Annotated in this window: 13 protein-coding genes and 1 pseudogene; 11 read left to right on the forward strand and 3 right to left on the reverse strand. The window is 74.7% G+C overall.

Annotation, left to right across the window (positions count from 1 at the left end):
* Positions 1-115: 115 nt before the first annotated feature.
* Entirely contained in the window at positions 116-1,840 is a 1,725-nt protein-coding gene (gene polX, locus AC068A_RS28690) for a DNA polymerase/3'-5' exonuclease PolX (RefSeq protein ID WP_478589154.1), read from the forward strand.
* On the opposite strand, the gene AC068A_RS28695 is transcribed toward polX, so the two are convergent.
* Positions 1,810-2,121: a hypothetical protein gene (locus AC068A_RS28695; protein ID WP_478589155.1), complete on the reverse strand. Its 312-nt coding sequence runs from the start codon at positions 2,119-2,121 to the stop codon at positions 1,810-1,812. The two genes, polX and AC068A_RS28695, sit on opposite strands and share 31 nt — an antisense overlap.
* 102 nt (positions 2,122-2,223) lie before the next feature.
* Here AC068A_RS28695 and AC068A_RS28700 point away from each other — a divergent pair, with 102 nt between their 5' ends.
* The 3 genes from AC068A_RS28700 to AC068A_RS28710 are packed head-to-tail and all read left to right on the forward strand — an operon-like array spanning position 2,224 to position 4,009.
* Positions 2,224-2,952 (forward strand): nucleotidyltransferase family protein, encoded by a 729-nt coding sequence (locus tag AC068A_RS28700; RefSeq protein ID WP_478589156.1) that lies wholly within the window; start codon positions 2,224-2,226, stop codon positions 2,950-2,952.
* Positions 2,949-3,239, forward strand: a complete 291-nt coding sequence (locus tag AC068A_RS28705; RefSeq protein WP_478589157.1) for a hypothetical protein — start codon at positions 2,949-2,951, stop codon at positions 3,237-3,239. The genes AC068A_RS28700 and AC068A_RS28705 overlap by 4 nt, the downstream gene beginning before the upstream one ends.
* Positions 3,236-4,009: a metallophosphoesterase family protein gene (locus AC068A_RS28710; protein ID WP_478589158.1), complete on the forward strand. Its 774-nt coding sequence runs from the start codon at positions 3,236-3,238 to the stop codon at positions 4,007-4,009. The genes AC068A_RS28705 and AC068A_RS28710 overlap by 4 nt, the downstream gene beginning before the upstream one ends.
* Positions 4,010-4,226: 217 nt before the next feature.
* Here the strand turns inward: AC068A_RS28710 and AC068A_RS28715 are convergent, their stop codons facing one another.
* On the reverse strand, positions 4,227-4,808 hold the full coding sequence (locus AC068A_RS28715; RefSeq protein WP_478589159.1) for a TetR family transcriptional regulator: 582 nt from the start codon (positions 4,806-4,808) through the stop codon (positions 4,227-4,229).
* 105 nt (positions 4,809-4,913) lie between these two features.
* Here AC068A_RS28715 and AC068A_RS28720 point away from each other — a divergent pair, with 105 nt between their 5' ends.
* From AC068A_RS28720 to AC068A_RS28735, 4 genes are all read left to right on the forward strand, one after another.
* A complete protein-coding gene (locus AC068A_RS28720) occupies positions 4,914-5,900 on the forward strand; it encodes an aldo/keto reductase (protein WP_478589160.1) in 987 nt (328 codons plus the stop codon).
* Between the two features lie 86 nt (positions 5,901-5,986).
* On the forward strand, positions 5,987-6,154 hold the full coding sequence (locus AC068A_RS28725) for a hypothetical protein (protein WP_478589161.1): 168 nt from the start codon (positions 5,987-5,989) through the stop codon (positions 6,152-6,154).
* Positions 6,155-7,011: 857 nt separating this feature from the next.
* A complete protein-coding gene (fusA, locus tag AC068A_RS28730) occupies positions 7,012-9,147 on the forward strand; it encodes an elongation factor G (protein WP_478589162.1) in 2,136 nt (711 codons plus the stop codon).
* 464 nt (positions 9,148-9,611) lie between these two features.
* The gene (locus AC068A_RS28735; RefSeq protein WP_478589163.1) at positions 9,612-11,960 is read left to right on the forward strand and encodes an FUSC family protein; all 2,349 of its coding nucleotides are present in this window, start codon (positions 9,612-9,614) and stop codon (positions 11,958-11,960) included.
* 167 nt (positions 11,961-12,127) lie between these two features.
* Here the strand turns inward: AC068A_RS28735 and AC068A_RS28740 are convergent, their stop codons facing one another.
* On the reverse strand, positions 12,128-12,577 hold the full coding sequence (locus AC068A_RS28740; RefSeq protein WP_478589199.1) for a MarR family winged helix-turn-helix transcriptional regulator: 450 nt from the start codon (positions 12,575-12,577) through the stop codon (positions 12,128-12,130).
* Between the two features lie 90 nt (positions 12,578-12,667).
* Here AC068A_RS28740 and AC068A_RS28745 point away from each other — a divergent pair, with 90 nt between their 5' ends.
* The 3 genes and pseudogenes from AC068A_RS28745 (at position 12,668) to AC068A_RS28755 (ending at position 15,230) form a co-directional block, all read left to right on the forward strand.
* The gene (locus tag AC068A_RS28745; protein WP_478589164.1) at positions 12,668-13,531 is read left to right on the forward strand and encodes an alpha/beta fold hydrolase; all 864 of its coding nucleotides are present in this window, start codon (positions 12,668-12,670) and stop codon (positions 13,529-13,531) included.
* 295 nt (positions 13,532-13,826) lie between these two features.
* A pseudogene (locus AC068A_RS28750) lies at positions 13,827-14,466 on the forward strand (Tn3 family transposase).
* Positions 14,467-14,708: 242 nt separating this feature from the next.
* Entirely contained in the window at positions 14,709-15,230 is a 522-nt protein-coding gene (locus AC068A_RS28755; RefSeq protein WP_478589165.1) for a MarR family winged helix-turn-helix transcriptional regulator, read from the forward strand.
* Positions 15,231-15,651 lie beyond the last annotated feature (421 nt).

Consider the following 15,651-nt stretch of genomic DNA (forward strand, 5'->3'; position numbering starts at 1 on the left):
GCCGCTCCCCCCCCCCGCGCTCCCTCCGTTACCCCTGCTCTTGGCGGGCGGGCGGACTTGTCCCCCTCGGGGCCCCCCCCCCCCCCCGCCGGCGGCGCGGGGGCACCCTGGAGGTATGGGCCGGGCCAACGAAGAGGTGGAGGCACTGCTCCGGGAGTACGCCGACCTGATCGCGATCAGCGGGGCGGACGCCTTCAAAGCGCGCGCGTACGAGAAGGCCGCCCGCGCCATCGGCGGCCACCCGGCCGACATCTCCGGGCTCGACACCAAGGGCCTGATGGAGATCCCCAACGTCGGCAGGTCCATCGCCGAGAAGGTCGAGGCCTACCTGCGCACCGGGCACATCCCCGAGGTCGACGCCTCCCGGGCCGCCATCCCGCCCGGCGTGCGCGAACTGACCCGCATCCCCGGGCTCGGCCCCCGCAAGGCCCTGGTCCTCCACCGGGAGCTCGGGATCTCGTCCGTCGCGGAACTGGAGGCCGCCCTGCACGAGGAGCGGCTGCGCGACCTGAAGGGCTTCGGCGAGCGGACCGAGCAGAGCATCCTCCACGGCATCTCCCTGCTCCGGCAGGCCGGCGAGCGCATCCTGCTGGACGCGGCGACGGAGCTCGCCGAGGAGATCGTCGCGGAGCTGACCCGCATCCCGGGCTGCGTGCGGTGCACCTACGCCGGCTCCCTGCGCCGGATGCGGGAGACCGTCGGCGACCTCGACGTCCTGGTCGCGGCGGACCGGTCCGAGCCGTTCATGACCGCCCTCGCCGGCCTGCCCGTCACGGCCGAGGTCATCGCGCACGGGGCGAAGAAGACCTCCGTCCGGACGGCGGCCGGCCTCCAGGTCGACCTCCGCGTCCTGCCGCCCGCGTCCTGGGGTGCGGGACTCCAGTACTTCACCGGCTCCAAGGCGCACAACATCCGCACGCGCGAGCTCGCCGTGCGCCACGGGCTGAAGCTCTCCGAGTACGGGCTCTTCGACGCCGAGAGCGGCGAGAACCTCGCCTCCGAGACGGAAGAGGAGATATACGCCCGGCTCGGCCTGCCCTGGATCCCGCCGACGCTCCGCGAGGACCGCGGGGAGGTCGCGGCGGGGCTCGCCGGGGACCTGCCCGAGCTGGTGACCGAGGCCGACATCAAGGGCGACCTGCACACCCACACCGACCTCACCGACGGCCTCGCCTCCCTGGAGGACATGATCGCCGCCGGGGCGGCGCGCGGATACGCGTACTACGCAGTCACCGACCACGCGCCGGACCTCGCCATGCAGCGGATGACGAAGGAGAAGATCCTCGCCCAGCGCGCCCAGGTCCGCGCGCTGGACCGCACCGTGCGCAGGATGCGGCTGCTGCACGGCACGGAGCTCAACATCGGCCCGGACGGCGGCCTGGACTGGCCGGACGAGTTCCTCGCCGGCTTCGACCTGTGCGTGGCCTCCGTCCACTCCCACTTCGGGCAGAGCCGGCAGGCCATGACCCGGCGCCTGATCCGCGCCTGCGAGAACCCGTACGTCGCCGTCATCGGGCACCCCACCACCCGCCGGATCGGCAAGCGGCCCGGCGTGGACGCCGACTTCGACGCGGTCTTCGAGGCCTGCGCCCGCACCGGAACCGCCCTGGAGGTCAACGCCCATCCGGAGCGCCTCGACCTGTGCGACGAGGACATCCTGCGGGCGAAGAGCCACGGGGTGAAGTTCGCCGTGGACTCGGACGCGCACGCCACCGTGCACCTGCCCTACCTGCGGTACGGGGTGGGCACGGCCCAGCGCGGCTGGCTGACGAAGGAGGACGTCGTCAACGCCTGGCCGTGGGCGCGCCTTCAGCGCTTCCTGCACGCGAAGCGCGGTTGACGGCCACCCCGTCCACCCCGTCCGCCCCGGCCTGCGGGCGCGGACCGCCGGGCGCGGCGGTCCCTGCCGTACGCGAGGCCCGGTCGGCGGGTCGGCGGCGGGACGAGCACGATCGCGATGTGCTGCCCCGTCCCGCGCACGCCCAGGGCGCGGCCCGCCCGGTCGGGGCCGGCGTACGCGGCGACCGCGGTGTCGTGCAGGCCGTGGGTGCCGACGGTCAGCGCCGAGGCCGGCGTCACCACGCACTGCGGCACGCACAGCGTGGCCGCGACGCCGTACACCGCCGCCCGCGGGCCCGGGACGGGATGGCGGGCCGACCCCGTTTGGCCCGTCCCCGGCTGGGCAGGCGCTGGCGAGCACCGGCCGACCAGGAGGCCGTATCCATGAGCCACGCTCCGACGCCCCACCCGGAGGCCGCTGCCGGTGTCCCCGCGGCCACCGGCACGGGTCCCGATGCGGACACTGATACGCGCACCGACACGAGCACGAGCACCGGTTCCGGTGCCGGCCTGCCCCAGGACCACACCCAGGCCATCCTGGAGGCGACCAAACGCGTCGCCACCCTGCTCAAGGCCACGGGCAGGCCCTTCGCCCTCGCCGGCAGCGTGGCCGCTTTCGCCCACGGCGCCCCGGCCCGCTTCCAGCACGACACCGACTTCTGCCTGCGCCGCGAGGACGCCCCGGAGGTCATGGCCGCCCTCGAGGAGGGCGGCGTCCGGCTCCGCGAATCCTCCGAGGACTGGCTGGTCAAGGGGCGGTCCGACGGCGAGGAGATCGACCTGATCTTCGAGCTGGCCCGCCGGCCGGTCGGCAGCGACCTGCTCGCCCGGGCCGAGGTCCGCTCCGTGGACTCGGTCTACATGCCGGTCCTCGCTCCGACGGACCTCATGGACAGCCTGCTCGCCGCCCTCACCGAGCACTACTGCGACTTCGGCGCCCTGCTGCCCACGGCCCGCGTCCTGCGCGAGCGCATCGACTGGGACCGGCTCGACCGCGCCCACCGGGCCGATCCCCTTCCCGACGCGTTCCTGTACCTCCTCGAACGGCTCGACATCATCGGCCCGCGCGAGCACAGCCGGCTCGGGCCGCCAGGGAAGGAGCCGCAGCGATGACCACTCCCCGTCCCGGCCCCGCGGCCGCTCCGGCCGCCGGCGCCGTCACCTACCGCGTCGAGCACCTGCGCGACCGGCTCGCCCGCGACGACGTCGCCGAACTCGGCGTACAGATCGACCTGAGCGGCGGGACGCCCGTCCTGTCGGGCACCGTCACCACCCCCGAATGCCGGGCCACGGTGCTGCGCATCGCCGCCGAGGAGCTGGCCGGGCTGCCCTGGCGGCACGACATATGTGTCGTCAGCGCGCAGCCCCCGTCGCAGGAGCAGGAGGAAGACCTGCCATGACCCGTGTGGCCGCGGTCGGGGACATCCACCTGGCTCCCGGGAGCGAGGGCCTGCTGCGGCCCGCGTTCGACACCCTCGGCAGCTGCGCCGACGTGCTGCTCCTCGCGGGCGACCTCACCCGCCACGGCACCCCCGAGGAGGCCGCGGTGGTGGCCGGGGAGGTGCGGGGCCTGCCCGTGCCCGTGGTCGCGGTGCTCGGCAACCACGACTACCAGAGCGACCGCCAGGACGAGGTCGCGGACGTGCTCCGCGGGGCCGGGGTGTCGGTCCTGGAGGGCAGCTCCGTACGCATCGGCGCCGACGGCGGCCCCGGCGGCGACGGCGATGGCGCCCCGGTCGGCGTCGCGGGCACCAAGGGCTTCTGCGGGGGCTTCGCCGGGCGCTGTGCCGGGGACTTCGGCGAACCCGAGATGAAGGCCCTGGTCCGGGCCTCCCGGGAGTCCGCCGAGGGGTTGCGGCGCGCCCTGGACGGCCTGGCCGAGGAGGGCTGCGCCCTGCGGATCGCCCTCACCCACTTCGCCCCCGTACCGGACACGCTGGCCGGCGAGCCGCTGGAGATATACCCGTTCCTCGGCAGCTACCTGCTGGCCGAGGCGATCGACGGGGCGGGCGCGGACCTCGCCCTGCACGGCCACGCCCACCACGGCACGGAGCACGGGATGACGGCGGGCGGCGTGCGGGTCCGGAACGTGGCCATGCCGGTCATCGGCCGCGCCTTCGCCGTGTACCACCTCGAACCGGCGCGGGCGTACGGCACGGCGTCGGGGTAGGGCCGGTTCCGGGGGACCTCCCTCGCGGAGGTCGTCCGGTCGCCGGGGCGGGCCCGCGGCAGCGGCGAACAGGGCATCGGCCGGCGACCTGCACCACCTCCTCCTCGACCTCACCGGCCGGGGCGGCACGGGCCGGGTGTGGCGGGGATGGCACGGGACGGGGCCGGGCGGCCCGCGCCCCGTCCCGTCGTTCCTTTCGGCTATGCGTTCCGTTCGGCTATGCGCCGGAGTCGCCGGGGCCGGGCTTCCGGGCTGCGACGAGGCGGGATACGGCGTCGACCACTGCCGCGCGGTGGCCGGGTCGGCGTTCCTCGGCTGCTGCGGAGCCGTGGGCCGTGGTGAACCAGGCCTGGGCCAGGGCCAGGACCAGGGTGAGGACGTCGGCCGGGTCGTGGGCCGGGTCGACGTGGCCCCCCTGCTGCGCCGCGGCGAGCGCGGCGAGTTTGCGCGCGTACGACTCGGCCTCGAGGGCGGTGGGCTCCGGGCGCTCCAGCCGCTTCCACATCACCAGCCGCATGAGCCGCGGGTCCGCGGCGAGGTGGTCGAAGATCGCCCCGGCGTAGCGCGGCAGGTTCTCGGCGTCGAAGGGGACGGATTCCGCGCCCTGCTCCAGGGCCTGCCGGATGACCTGGTCGAAGAGCTGCTCTTTGTTGCCGTAGTAGACGTAGATCATCCGCTTGTTCGCCCCGGCCGTGTCGGCGATCCGGTCGACCCGGGCCCCGGCGATACCGTACTCGGCGAACTCGTCGAAGGCCGCCGCGAGGATGCGGGCCTTCGTTGCGCTGGAATCACGTGCCATACGGCCCAGGCTAGCAAGTAACTATCCAGTTATTGACAAGCGGGGTCAGGCTCGTCCACGATGTAGATAACCAGTTAGTTACTTCTTCTCGAATCGGAGAACACCATGGAAACGCGCGCACTCGGCACCCAGGGCCTCCAGGTCGGCGCCGAAGGCCTCGGCTGCATGGGCATGAGCGCCTTCTACGGCGCCACGGACGAGGCCGAATCCCTGGCCACCATCCACCGGGCCCTCGAGCTCGGGGTCACCATGCTCGACACCGCCGAGGGCTACGGCCCCTTCCGCAACGAGCAGCTGATCGCGAAGGCGATGTCGGGCCGCCGGCGGGACCGGGTGGTCATCGCGACCAAGACCGGCATCGAATTCGACGACGACGGCAACCGGTTCGGCCCCAACGGGAGCCGCGAGTACATCCACCGCGCCGCCGACCGCTCGCTGCGCCACCTCGGCACGGACCACATCGACCTGTACTACCTGCACCGCGTCGACCCGAACGTGCCGATCGAGGAGAGCATCGGCGCCATGGCCGAGCTGGTCACCGCCGGCAAGGTCCGCTACCTCGGGGTCAGCGAGGCCTCGGCGGCCACGATCCGGCGTGCGCACGCCGTCCACCCCCTCACCGCCGTCCAGACCGAGTACTCCCTCTTCGAACGCGGCCTGGAGACCAACGGCGTACGGGACACCCTCGACGAACTGGGCATCGGCCTGGTCGCCTACTCCCCGCTGGGCCGCGGGTTCCTCTCGGGCGCGATCAAGAGCCCGGACGACTTCGCGGAGGACGACTTCCGCCGGACCGACCCGCGCTTCCAGGGCGAGAACTTCGCCCGCAACCTCGCCGTCGTCGACGCCGTGCGGCGCCTCGCCGAGGCCAAGTCGGTCACGCCCTCGCAGCTCGCCCTGGCCTGGGTGCTGCGGCAGGGCGCGGTACCGATCCCCGGCACGAAGCGGCGCAGCTACCTGGAGGAGAACATCGCCGCCACGGACATCGTGATCACCGACGAGGACCTCGCCGCGATCGAGGCCGTCGCTCCCCGCGGAGTCGCCTCCGGCGACCGCTACGCCCCGGAGTTCATGCGCACCATCGACATCTGAGCACCGCCCCGTCGGCCCCGCCGCGCACCCCTCGGCCGTCCGCGAGGAGGACGAGGGGTGCGCGGCGCGGGAGCGCCGTGGGCGCCGTGAGCGCCGTGAGGGCCCGGGTCGCCTCCACCTGGCTCCCGGCGAGACCGGCGGCCCCGGACCATCCGCGGATCATGCACCGGGTGATGCTCGCCGGTGAGATCCCGGTCGGCGTGGACGGCAGGACGTCGGAGGCGGTGGCGGGGAACGGGCCCGGTCGCTGGTGACGCCTGTGCATGCATCCCGCGTCGCATGCGTCCCGCGTCGCAGGGATGCCGCGCCCGCCATCCGGCGTCGCATGCATCCCACGCCCGTATCCCGCGAATAAATCCCGTGCTCCGCGCCCGCGTCGTTCTCTACACTCGCAACGCGCGCCACCACCGCAACGCGGAGCAGCCGGCAATGCGGCGCGCACGCCACCGAGTTGGCGTCCGGCCACCGTGCGGCACACCGCCGCCCGGCAGACACCGAGCAGAGAAGGGGAACAGGTCATGTGCCGTCAGCGCACCGTCGTCGCCTTCGTTCCCCGTTCCCGGTACGACGTGATCCCGGTGTCCCGGGCCGTGCGGTGTCCGCTGCGCGGCCGGCACCGCACCGTCTGACCGTGACGCACGCGCGGATCCGCCGGGTCCACTGAACCCCGGCGGAGCCCGCCGAGCCCACCGGATCCGCCTCGACAGCCGGACCGGGGGCTCCTGAGCCACTCGTTCCCGAGTCACCTCAGGCTCCCGAGTCACCTCAGGCTCCCGAGTCACCTCAGGCTCTCGCATTCCCTGAGGCTCCCGAACCTCTCGAGTCTCCTGAGTTCGCGAGCCCGCAGGGACTCCGGGCGGGCTCCTGAGCTCCGGCGCCGTTCCGAGCTCCCGCGCGTCCGTGCCCCGCTCCGCCCCGGGCAACTCCCGTCCTCCTGCGCGCCCCTGTCGCCGCGGCCCCGCCGCGGTGCGCACGGCCGCGCCGGAGACGGCCCGGCCGCCGGAGTCCGGAACACGCCGTGCTGCGGGAGACCTGTGGCTCCCTCCGTGCGTCCGGCAAATCGCGCAGCCCTTTCTCCACTCACTTCTTCACCACCCGAAAGGCCCGGGCCATGCGCACCAGCCGGCACACCGCCACCACCTCCGCCCCTGCCCTCACCACCGTCCGCAACCTCGGCATCCTCGCCCACGTCGACGCCGGCAAGACCACCGTGACCGAGCGCATCCTGTTCGCCGCCGGCGCCGTCCACAAGCGCGGCGAGGTCCACGCCGGCACCACCGTCACCGACTTCGACGCCCAGGAACGCGACCGCGGCATCACCATCTTCGCCGCCGCCGTCAGCTGCGCCTGGGACGGCCACCGGATCAACCTGATCGACACCCCCGGCCACGTCGACTTCGCCGACGAGGTCGAGCGGTCCCTGCGCGTACTGGACGGCGCGGTCGCCGTGTTCGACGCCGTCGCCGGCGTGGAACCGCAGAGCGAGTCGGTGTGGCGGCAGGCGGACCGGCACGGCGTCCCGCGGATCGCGTTCGTCAACAAGCTGGACCGGGCGGGCGCCGACCTCGACACGGCCGTCGCCTCGCTGCGCGACCGGCTCGGCACCGTACCGCTCGTCGCCCAGCTGCCGATCGGCCGCGAGGACGGCTTCACCGGCCTCGTCGACCTGGTCCGCATGCGCGCCCTGACCTGGCCCGCGGACTGCGACACGTACGAGACCGCGGACGTGCGCGAGCCGGACGCGGTGGACGCCGGCCTGCGCGCGGAAGCGGAACGGCGCCGCCGCCTGCTCGAGGAGACGGCCGCCGAGCTGCATCCCGCCGCCCTGGAGGAGTTCTGCGCCACCGGCACGCTGTCCGACGGGACCCTCGCCCTCGCCCTGCGCGAGGTGACCCTCGACGGTTCGGGCACGGTCGTCCTGTGCGGCTCGGCCTACCGCAACCGCGGCGTCGAACCGCTCCTCGACGCCGTCGTGGCCTATCTCCCCTCGCCCGCCGACCTGCCCCCCGTACGGGGCCTCGGGCCGGACGGCGGCGAGCAGGAACGCCTGCCCGACCCCGCCGGGCCGGTGGCCGCGCTCGCCTTCAAGGTGGCGGTGACGGCGACCGGCCGCCTCACCTACCTGCGCGTCTACTCCGGAACCCTGCGGAAGGGGGACACCGTGCTCGACACCGGCACCGGCCGGACCGAACGCGTCGCCCGCATCCTGCGCGTACAGGCCGACCGGCACTTCGAGCTGGACGAGGCGCGGGCCGGCGAGATCGTCGCCGCGGTCGGCCTGAAGACGGCCCGCGCCGGCGCCACGCTGTGCGCCCCGCAGGCGCCGCTGCTGCTGGAACCGCCCACGGTCGCGGACCCGGTGGTGTCGGTGGCGGTAGAGGCGCGCCGCAGCGCCGACACCGGACGGCTGGCGACCGCGCTGGCCCGGCTCGCCGAGGAAGACCCCTCGCTGGTGGTGCGCAGCGACCCCGAGACCGGGCAGACCGTGCTGTCGGGCATGGGCGAACTCCACCTGGAGGTCGCGGTGGAGAAGATCCGCCGCGACCACGGGCTGGAGCTCGCCGTCGGCCGGCCGCAGGTCTCGTACCGGGAGACCGTGGTGCGCGGTGTGTCCGGGCTGGTCCACCGGCACGTCAAACAGGACGGCGGGGCCGGCCAGTTCGCCCATATCGTCATCGACGTCGCGCCGCTGGACGTGGCGGAGGGAGCCGAACAGCAGGAGCCGAAGCCGGAGCCGGCGTTCGCGTTCCGGTCGACCGTCGTCGGCGGACGCGTCCCGCAGGAGTTCGTACGCGCCGTGGAGGCGGGCTGCCGGGACGCGCTCGCCGACGGGCCGCTGGGCGGCCACCCGGTGACCGGGCTGCGCGTCACGCTCACCGACGGGGCGACGCACTCCAAGGACTCCTCGGAGCTGGCGTTCCGTACGGCGGGCAGGGCCGCGCTGCGTGCCGCCCTGCGGGCGAGCGCCATGGCGCTGCTGGAGCCGGTCGCCGAGGTCGTGGTCACCGTCCCCGACGACGCGGTCGGGGCCGTGCTCGGCGACCTCGCGGCCCGCCGCGGCCGGGTCACCGGCTCGGCCGGCCGGTCCGGCACGACGGCGGTCACGGCCGTGGTGCCGCTGGCCGAGCTGTTCGGGTACGCGTCCCGGCTGCGCGGCCGCACCCAGGGCCGAGGCACGTTCACCACCCGTCCGGCGGGCCTGGCCCCGGTCCCGGAGTCGGTGGCCGGGACGATCCCGGCCCACTGAGCCCGAGTCCCACCGGAGCCCCGAGTCCCACCGGAGCCCCGAACCCCATCGGAGCCCGGAACCGCGGTAGTCCGGTAGCCGGTCCTGCCGGTTCCGGGCTCCCCGGTCCGGGGCTTCCCCGGTCCGGGGCCACGTCCGGCCCGGGTGGCGGGCCCGCCGGGCCGGGGTGCCGGGGCTGCCACGACCTCCTGGCCGCGCGCCTGGGCCAGGGGCGCGGCGGACTGCGTCGCGATCGGCCGCGGCCGGCCGGCGCCCGGCCGGCGACGTTTCGTCCCGGGGGCTCTGGCACTGCCACGGCCTGCCGGGCGCGGGCCGGGGGTCAGGGCGCGGGGAACTGCGCGATCGGCCGATGGACGGCCGGCAGTCGGACACCGGCGGACCGCCCCGCGGACTCCGGCGCTGCCGCGACCTGCCCGCGACGGGCGGGAGGTGCCGTCCTGGCGGGGGTACGTGATGCTGGTGGCATGGGCCGTGTCGGTGCCTTCTTCACCGCAGTGCGGAACGCACCCGGCTTCGCGGTAGCCGCCCGCCGGGCCGCGCGGGTCACCCTGGCCGCCGGAGCCGCGTTCTACCTGTTCCTCTACGGCTTCGGCGACACCATCGCCGCCACCTACGCCCTGTTCGGCTCCGTGGCCCTGGCCGGGCTCTCCCGGATCCCCGGCACCGGGCGGCAGCGCGCCGCGGTCGTCGCGCGCCTGCTGCCCGTCTCCTGGCTGCTGATCACCGCCGGCACGTTCCTGGCCGTACGGACCTGGAGCGCGGTCGCCGGCATGCTGGTCATCGGCTTCGCCCTGGCCTTCATCGCCGTCGGCGGCCCGCGCCCGGCCGGGGCGGCGCCCGGCCTGCAGCTGCTGTACATCCTGCCGTCGTTCCCGCCGTACGCCGCCGACACCCTCGGCCAGCGGCTGGTGGGCGCCACGGTCGGCATCCTGCTGCTGGTGGCCGCCGAGGCGTTCCTCTTCCCCGAGCCGCCGACCGTCCCGTACCGGGAGCTCGCCGCCCGCGCCCTGGACACCGCGGAACACTGCGCGGGCCGGTTCGCCGCGCCCCCGTACCGGCTGTCCGACGGAGACCTGGGCACCGCGAAGGAGGCGACGGCCCGGCTGCGGCCCATGACCGTGCCCGAGGCCGACCGTCCGGCCGGGCCGAGCGTCCGCGACCGCGCCCTCGCCCACACCGGCCTGGCCACCCGTACGCTGCTGAGCCGGCTCGCCCGGCTCCCCGCCGGACCGGACGCCGACGGGGACCGGACCGCGGCGGAGGTCCTGGGCGCAGTACGGCGTACGGCGGCGCAGGCCGCGGCCCGGCTGCGGGGCGTACCGCCCGTGACGGACGCGGTGGACGCCCGCGACGGCCTCCTCCGGGTCCGCGCGGCGCTGGTCGCGGCGCGCGACGAGCCGTCCGGCGCGCCCGCCCGGCTGCGGCGGCACGCCGCCGTCCTGGAGGTGGCGGACGCCGCGCTCGCGGTGGCCACCGCCGCCGACCTCGCCCTGCGGGGGCGGGCCGCGGCGGCGGGAGTGCCGACGATGCGGTTCTGGTACGCCCGGATGCGGGCCCCGCGGCTGTGGTGGATCCGGCTGTGGGGGTACACGGGAAGCCGGTCGGTGTTCTTCCAGAACGCGGTGCGGATCAGCCTCGCCCTGGCGGCGGCCCGTGCCGTTGCCGGACTGGACACCCTCCCGCACGGCTTCTGGGCCACCCTCGCGACGCTGACGCTGACCCGGACGACGGTGCGCGAGACCGGTACGACGATCCGCGCGGCCCTGGCCGGCACGCTGATCGGCGCGCTCGTGACCGGCTTCCTGCTCGCCCTGGTGGACACCCACACCAACGTGTACGCGGCCGCCCTGCTGCCGGTGATGCTGCTGACCTTCACGCTCGGGCCGGTAAAAGGGGTGGGCTGGGCGCAGGCGCTGTTCACCGTGACGGTGGCCCTGGTGTTCGCCCAGCTGGCACCCGCGAGCTGGCAGCTGGCGGAGCTCAGGCTGCTCGACGTGCTGATCGGCAGCGCGATCGGCGCCGTCTTCGGGCTGCTGGCGTGGCCCCGCGGAGCCCATGAGGAGCTCCAGCGCTCCGGCGCCGTGCTCCTGCGGGGCGCGGCGGAGGTCGTGGTCGCGACGACCGCGTCGGTCGCCGCGGGCGGAGCGCGGGAGGCGATGCCCGCCGTGCCGGGGCGCCGCTCCCTCCGGCACGCGCTGTACCTCGCGGAGTCGGCGTACGCGCAGTTCCAGAGCGAGCCGGCGACCCCGCCCGAGCGGCACGCTGTCGCCGGGGCGGCCGGGGCGGCCGGGGCGGCCGGGGCGGCCGGGGCGGCCGGGGCGGCCGGGGCGGCCGGGGCGGCCGGGACGGCCGGGGTGCACGCGGCCGCCGGGCCCGGTGGGGAGCCGCGCGAGCGGCCCGGGGCGCCGGAGCCCCCGGAGCCGCCGGAGCCGCCGGAGCCGCCGGAGCCGGCGGAGCCCGACTGGCAGGCCGCACTGATGGCCGGACACCACACGCAGTGGGGAGCGGACCGCCTCCTGGAGCCGCCGGAGCCGCTGCGGCCCGGGCCCGTCGCCCTGCCGTCGCTGGGCCGTGAGGCGGCGGCGTCCGTGACGCGCCTGGGGGACCGGGTGGCAGGGCGGATGCTGCTCGTGTCGGGGTCCCTCGACCGGGGAAGCGACACACCGTCGGCGCCGGTGCCGCTGCGTGATCCGGCGTTCGACGGCTTCGAGGCGGAACCGGACGGCGCCCCCTGGCTGTACTACGCGACGGTGTTCTGGCTGGACTCGCTGATGGCCGACCTGGAGCGGATCACCGGCACGGCCCGGCCCTGAGCCGGCCACGGGCCCCGCCCGCCCGCCAATCCGCAGCCGCAGCCCCCCGGACGGATCGGGACGGTCGGTTCGCCGCGGATCGTCCCGCGTACCGCTCTGCCACCGCCGCCGCGGTGGCCGCGACAGCGCGTGGAGCTCCGGCGGGCCCAGCACCTCGATGTCCGGCGCTACTCCGCCCGGCCCGGGTCCGGCCGGTCGGGGGCTGTGGCGTGCAGGGCCGCGGTCAGGTAGCGGTGCACCGTGTCCAGTTCGGCCGGGCTGAAGTCCGCGGCCGCGCCGACCAGCCGCGAGATCAGCGGGCCGAAGAACGCCCACCCCAGGTCGACGGCCTTCTCCTCCACGGACAGCAGGACGCGCCGCCGGTCCTCCTGGTCGCGCCGGCGCCGCACCAGCCCCAGCCGCTCCAGGCGGTCGAGCAGTGCCGTCACGCCCGCCGAGTTCAGCCGCAGCGCTTCGCCGAGCCGCCCCGGTGTGGCCTTCGTGCCCGCCCGTTCGGCGTCGAGCAGGAAGATCAGGGCCCGCAGGTCGGTGGGGTGGAGGCCGTTGCGGGTCGCGAACTCCGCCCCGCGCAGGTCGAATTCGACGGTCACAGCGCGCAGCAGATGGACGAGCCGCATTTCGGGGGTGTGGTCATTCCTCACTCGGCTAGTATCTCGTTCAGCGAGAGATTCGACAATTGATCGGGCCGCACCGGAGGTTGAGCCGTCATGCCCTCGTCGACCGAGTTCTTCGCCGCCTACGACACCCTGCTCGCCCGCTGGCCCGCCGGCACCGAAGAACTGGACGTCCCCACCCCGTACGGCAGCACCCGCGTCCACGCCCACGGGCCCGCCCAGGCCCCGCCGCTGCTCCTGCTGCACGGCGGCGGCGCCACCGGCGCCGTCTGGTTCCGGACCGCCCGCGCCCTCGGCGCCGGCCACCGGGTGCTGGCCGTCGACATCCCGCGCGACGCCGGACGAAGCGTCACCGAGGGGCGACCGCTGCGCACCGCCGCCGACCTGATGGACTGGCTCGACGCGCTCCTCGACAGCCTGCGCATCGACCGCGCGCACCTGCTGGGGCACTCGTACGGGGCCTGGATCGCCCTGACGTACGCGCTGCACAGCCCGGACCGGGTCGACCGGCTGGTGCTGCTCGATCCGACGCAGTGCTTCGCCGGGTTCCGCCCGGGGTTCCTGCTGCGGTCGCTGCCGGTGCTGGTGCGGCCCACCGCGGTCCGTGCGCTCGCCTACCTGGACCGGGAGACCGCCGGCACCGGCACGGACCCGGAGTGGAAGCGGCTCTTCGCCCTGGGGGCCGAGGCCTTCGCGGACCGGCGGCCGGTGGTCGGCCGCCGCCCGGACGCCACCCGGCTGCGGGCGCCGCTCCTGGTGCTGTTCGCCGGCCGCAGCGGCGCCCACCGCGTCGCGGACGTCGCCGCCCGCGCCCGGCGGGCCGTACCGCACGCCCGGATCGACACCCTCCCCGACCTCACCCACTTCGCGATGCCCACCGCCCTGCCCGCCGACGCGGAACTCCGGATCGCGGCGTTCCTCGCCGTCGCCGCCGACGGGGTCGCCCGGGCCGCGTGACCTCGGGGCGGGCCGGCCCCGGCCGGGGTTCGGCCCTGTTCTCCCGAAGCTACGGCGAAGTGACAAGTAGCTCTCTGTAGCGGATTTGGGGTGTGCTTGTCAGCATTTTTGATCTTCTGGGGTCATCGGGAGCCTTGCGCGGCGACGTTGGTCCGGGTCATGACGACCGGAGGGAGCGCGGGGTGCGGCAGGAGTGGGAGCCGGAGGACCGGATCGAGGTCTGGACGCTGCTGGCGGGGACCGGCAGTACACCGACACGCACGGCGCCTCCATCGTCGGGTTCGCCTTCGCCCACATGCTCGGCTTCAACCTGCTCCTCAGGCTGAAGAACGTCGGCTCCGCACGGCTGTACCGGCCGGCGGCCGGGGAGGACGAGACGTGGCCGAACCTGGCGCCGGTACTGTCGACCAAGACGATCGACTGGGACCTGATCCGCCAGCAGTACGACCAGATCGTGAAGTACACCACCGCCCTGCGCCTGGGCACCGCCGAGGCCGAGCAGGTCCTCCGGCGCCTCACCCGCGGCGGACCGAAGCATCCGACGTACCGGGGGATCGAGGAACTCGGGCGGGCGGTGCGTACGGCGTTCATCTGCGACTACCTCGCCGACGCGGACCGGCTCCGACAAGGAGTCCCAGGAGGTCTCGATGCTGGCGCTGCACCTGCTCCAGCCCGCGCTGGTGCACGTCAACACCCTGCTCCTCCAGGGCATCCTGAGCGAGGAGAAGTGGCAGAAGCGGCTCACCGACGCCGACCGGCGGGCCCTGTCCCCGCTGTTCTGGACCCACGTGAACCCCTACGGCCGGTTCGAGCTGGACATGAACTCCCACCTCGCCCTCGCCGCCGCGGCGTCCATGGTGCCCGGCCCCCGCACCGCGCCCGATACGCGGACTGGCGAACCGGCGGCGGAGGGTGCAGCCGGGTCGGCATCCTGAAGACCCGTACCCCGGCGTCGCCGGCGGGCGGCTGGATCGTTGACCGCGGAGGCACACATCACCTGGGCTGCGATCACCCTGATGACCCGGCGCCCGGCCCACTGGCGGCCGCCGACGATCCCGGCCCCCGCAACGGGCCCGTGCGTTCTGCCACACAAGCGCCCGCTCGACCTGTGGGCAGTCGTCGTGTTGGCAGCAGCAGCACCTTGACCACCCGGTAGTTAGCTGCCATATTAATTCCCATGAGTGACGAGGACGCGATGCCCGGCGCTACGCCCACGCTCGATCAGGCGCGGAAGCAGATCGCGCGGTACGGGCTTGACGCCGATCCGCAGGCGGTACTCGTCGCCGTGCGCCTGATGACGGCCGGGGCACGCCTGGACCGGGCGTCAGAAGTGCACTTCTCGCGTTCCGGGCTGTCGACCGGGCGCTACCGCCTGCTGGTGGACCTGGAGGACAGCGGCGGAGAGAAGTCGCCGTCGCAACTCGCGAGGAGCCTTGGCGTCTCGCGCGCTACCGTGACCGGCCTTGTCGGCGGGCTGGAGCGCGAGGGCCTGGTGGCTCGCCGCGCCTCCGCGGAGGACGGGCGGGGCGCGGTGGTGGTCCTAACTGCGCGCGGTGCCCAGCGGCTGCGCGACATGGCTGCGGACCACTTCGCGCGACTTGAGGCACTGGTCAACGGATTGAGTGCCGACGAGCGAGGGCTGTTCCTGGACCTCCTGGAGCGGATCACCCAGCGGATTGGCGCACTGACCGCCGACTAGTACGTCCACGTTCCACGGGAAGCCGTCGACTCGGCTGAGCGGCGCTCACCCATGCTCCGATAGTTAGCTTCCTAAGTACCTTCGAGGAGACTCGTGAGCCCTCCCCCTAGAACCTCTGCACCCCGTTCCGCCGCGCGCCCGTTCGTCCTTTGGAAGGAAGTCGCGGTCGCCTACCTGGCCCCCGCGCTCACCGCCGGGCTCGGCGGAGTCCTCAGCGGGCAGCCCGAACTGACCGTGGCCGCTGTCACCTCCATCGGGGCCACGTCCGCGCTCGTGGCCTGCGTCGTCGGCGCGTGGCTGCACCGGGGGGGGGGGGGGGGGCGGGGGGGGGGAGGGGGGGGGGGGGGGGGGTTTGGGGGGGGGGGGGGGGGTTTGGGGGGCGAAATTGCCGGAGCACTCGGGTGGGTTGTTCCCGAAGGGG

The organism is Streptomyces sp. NPDC043854, from assembly GCF_056436005.1.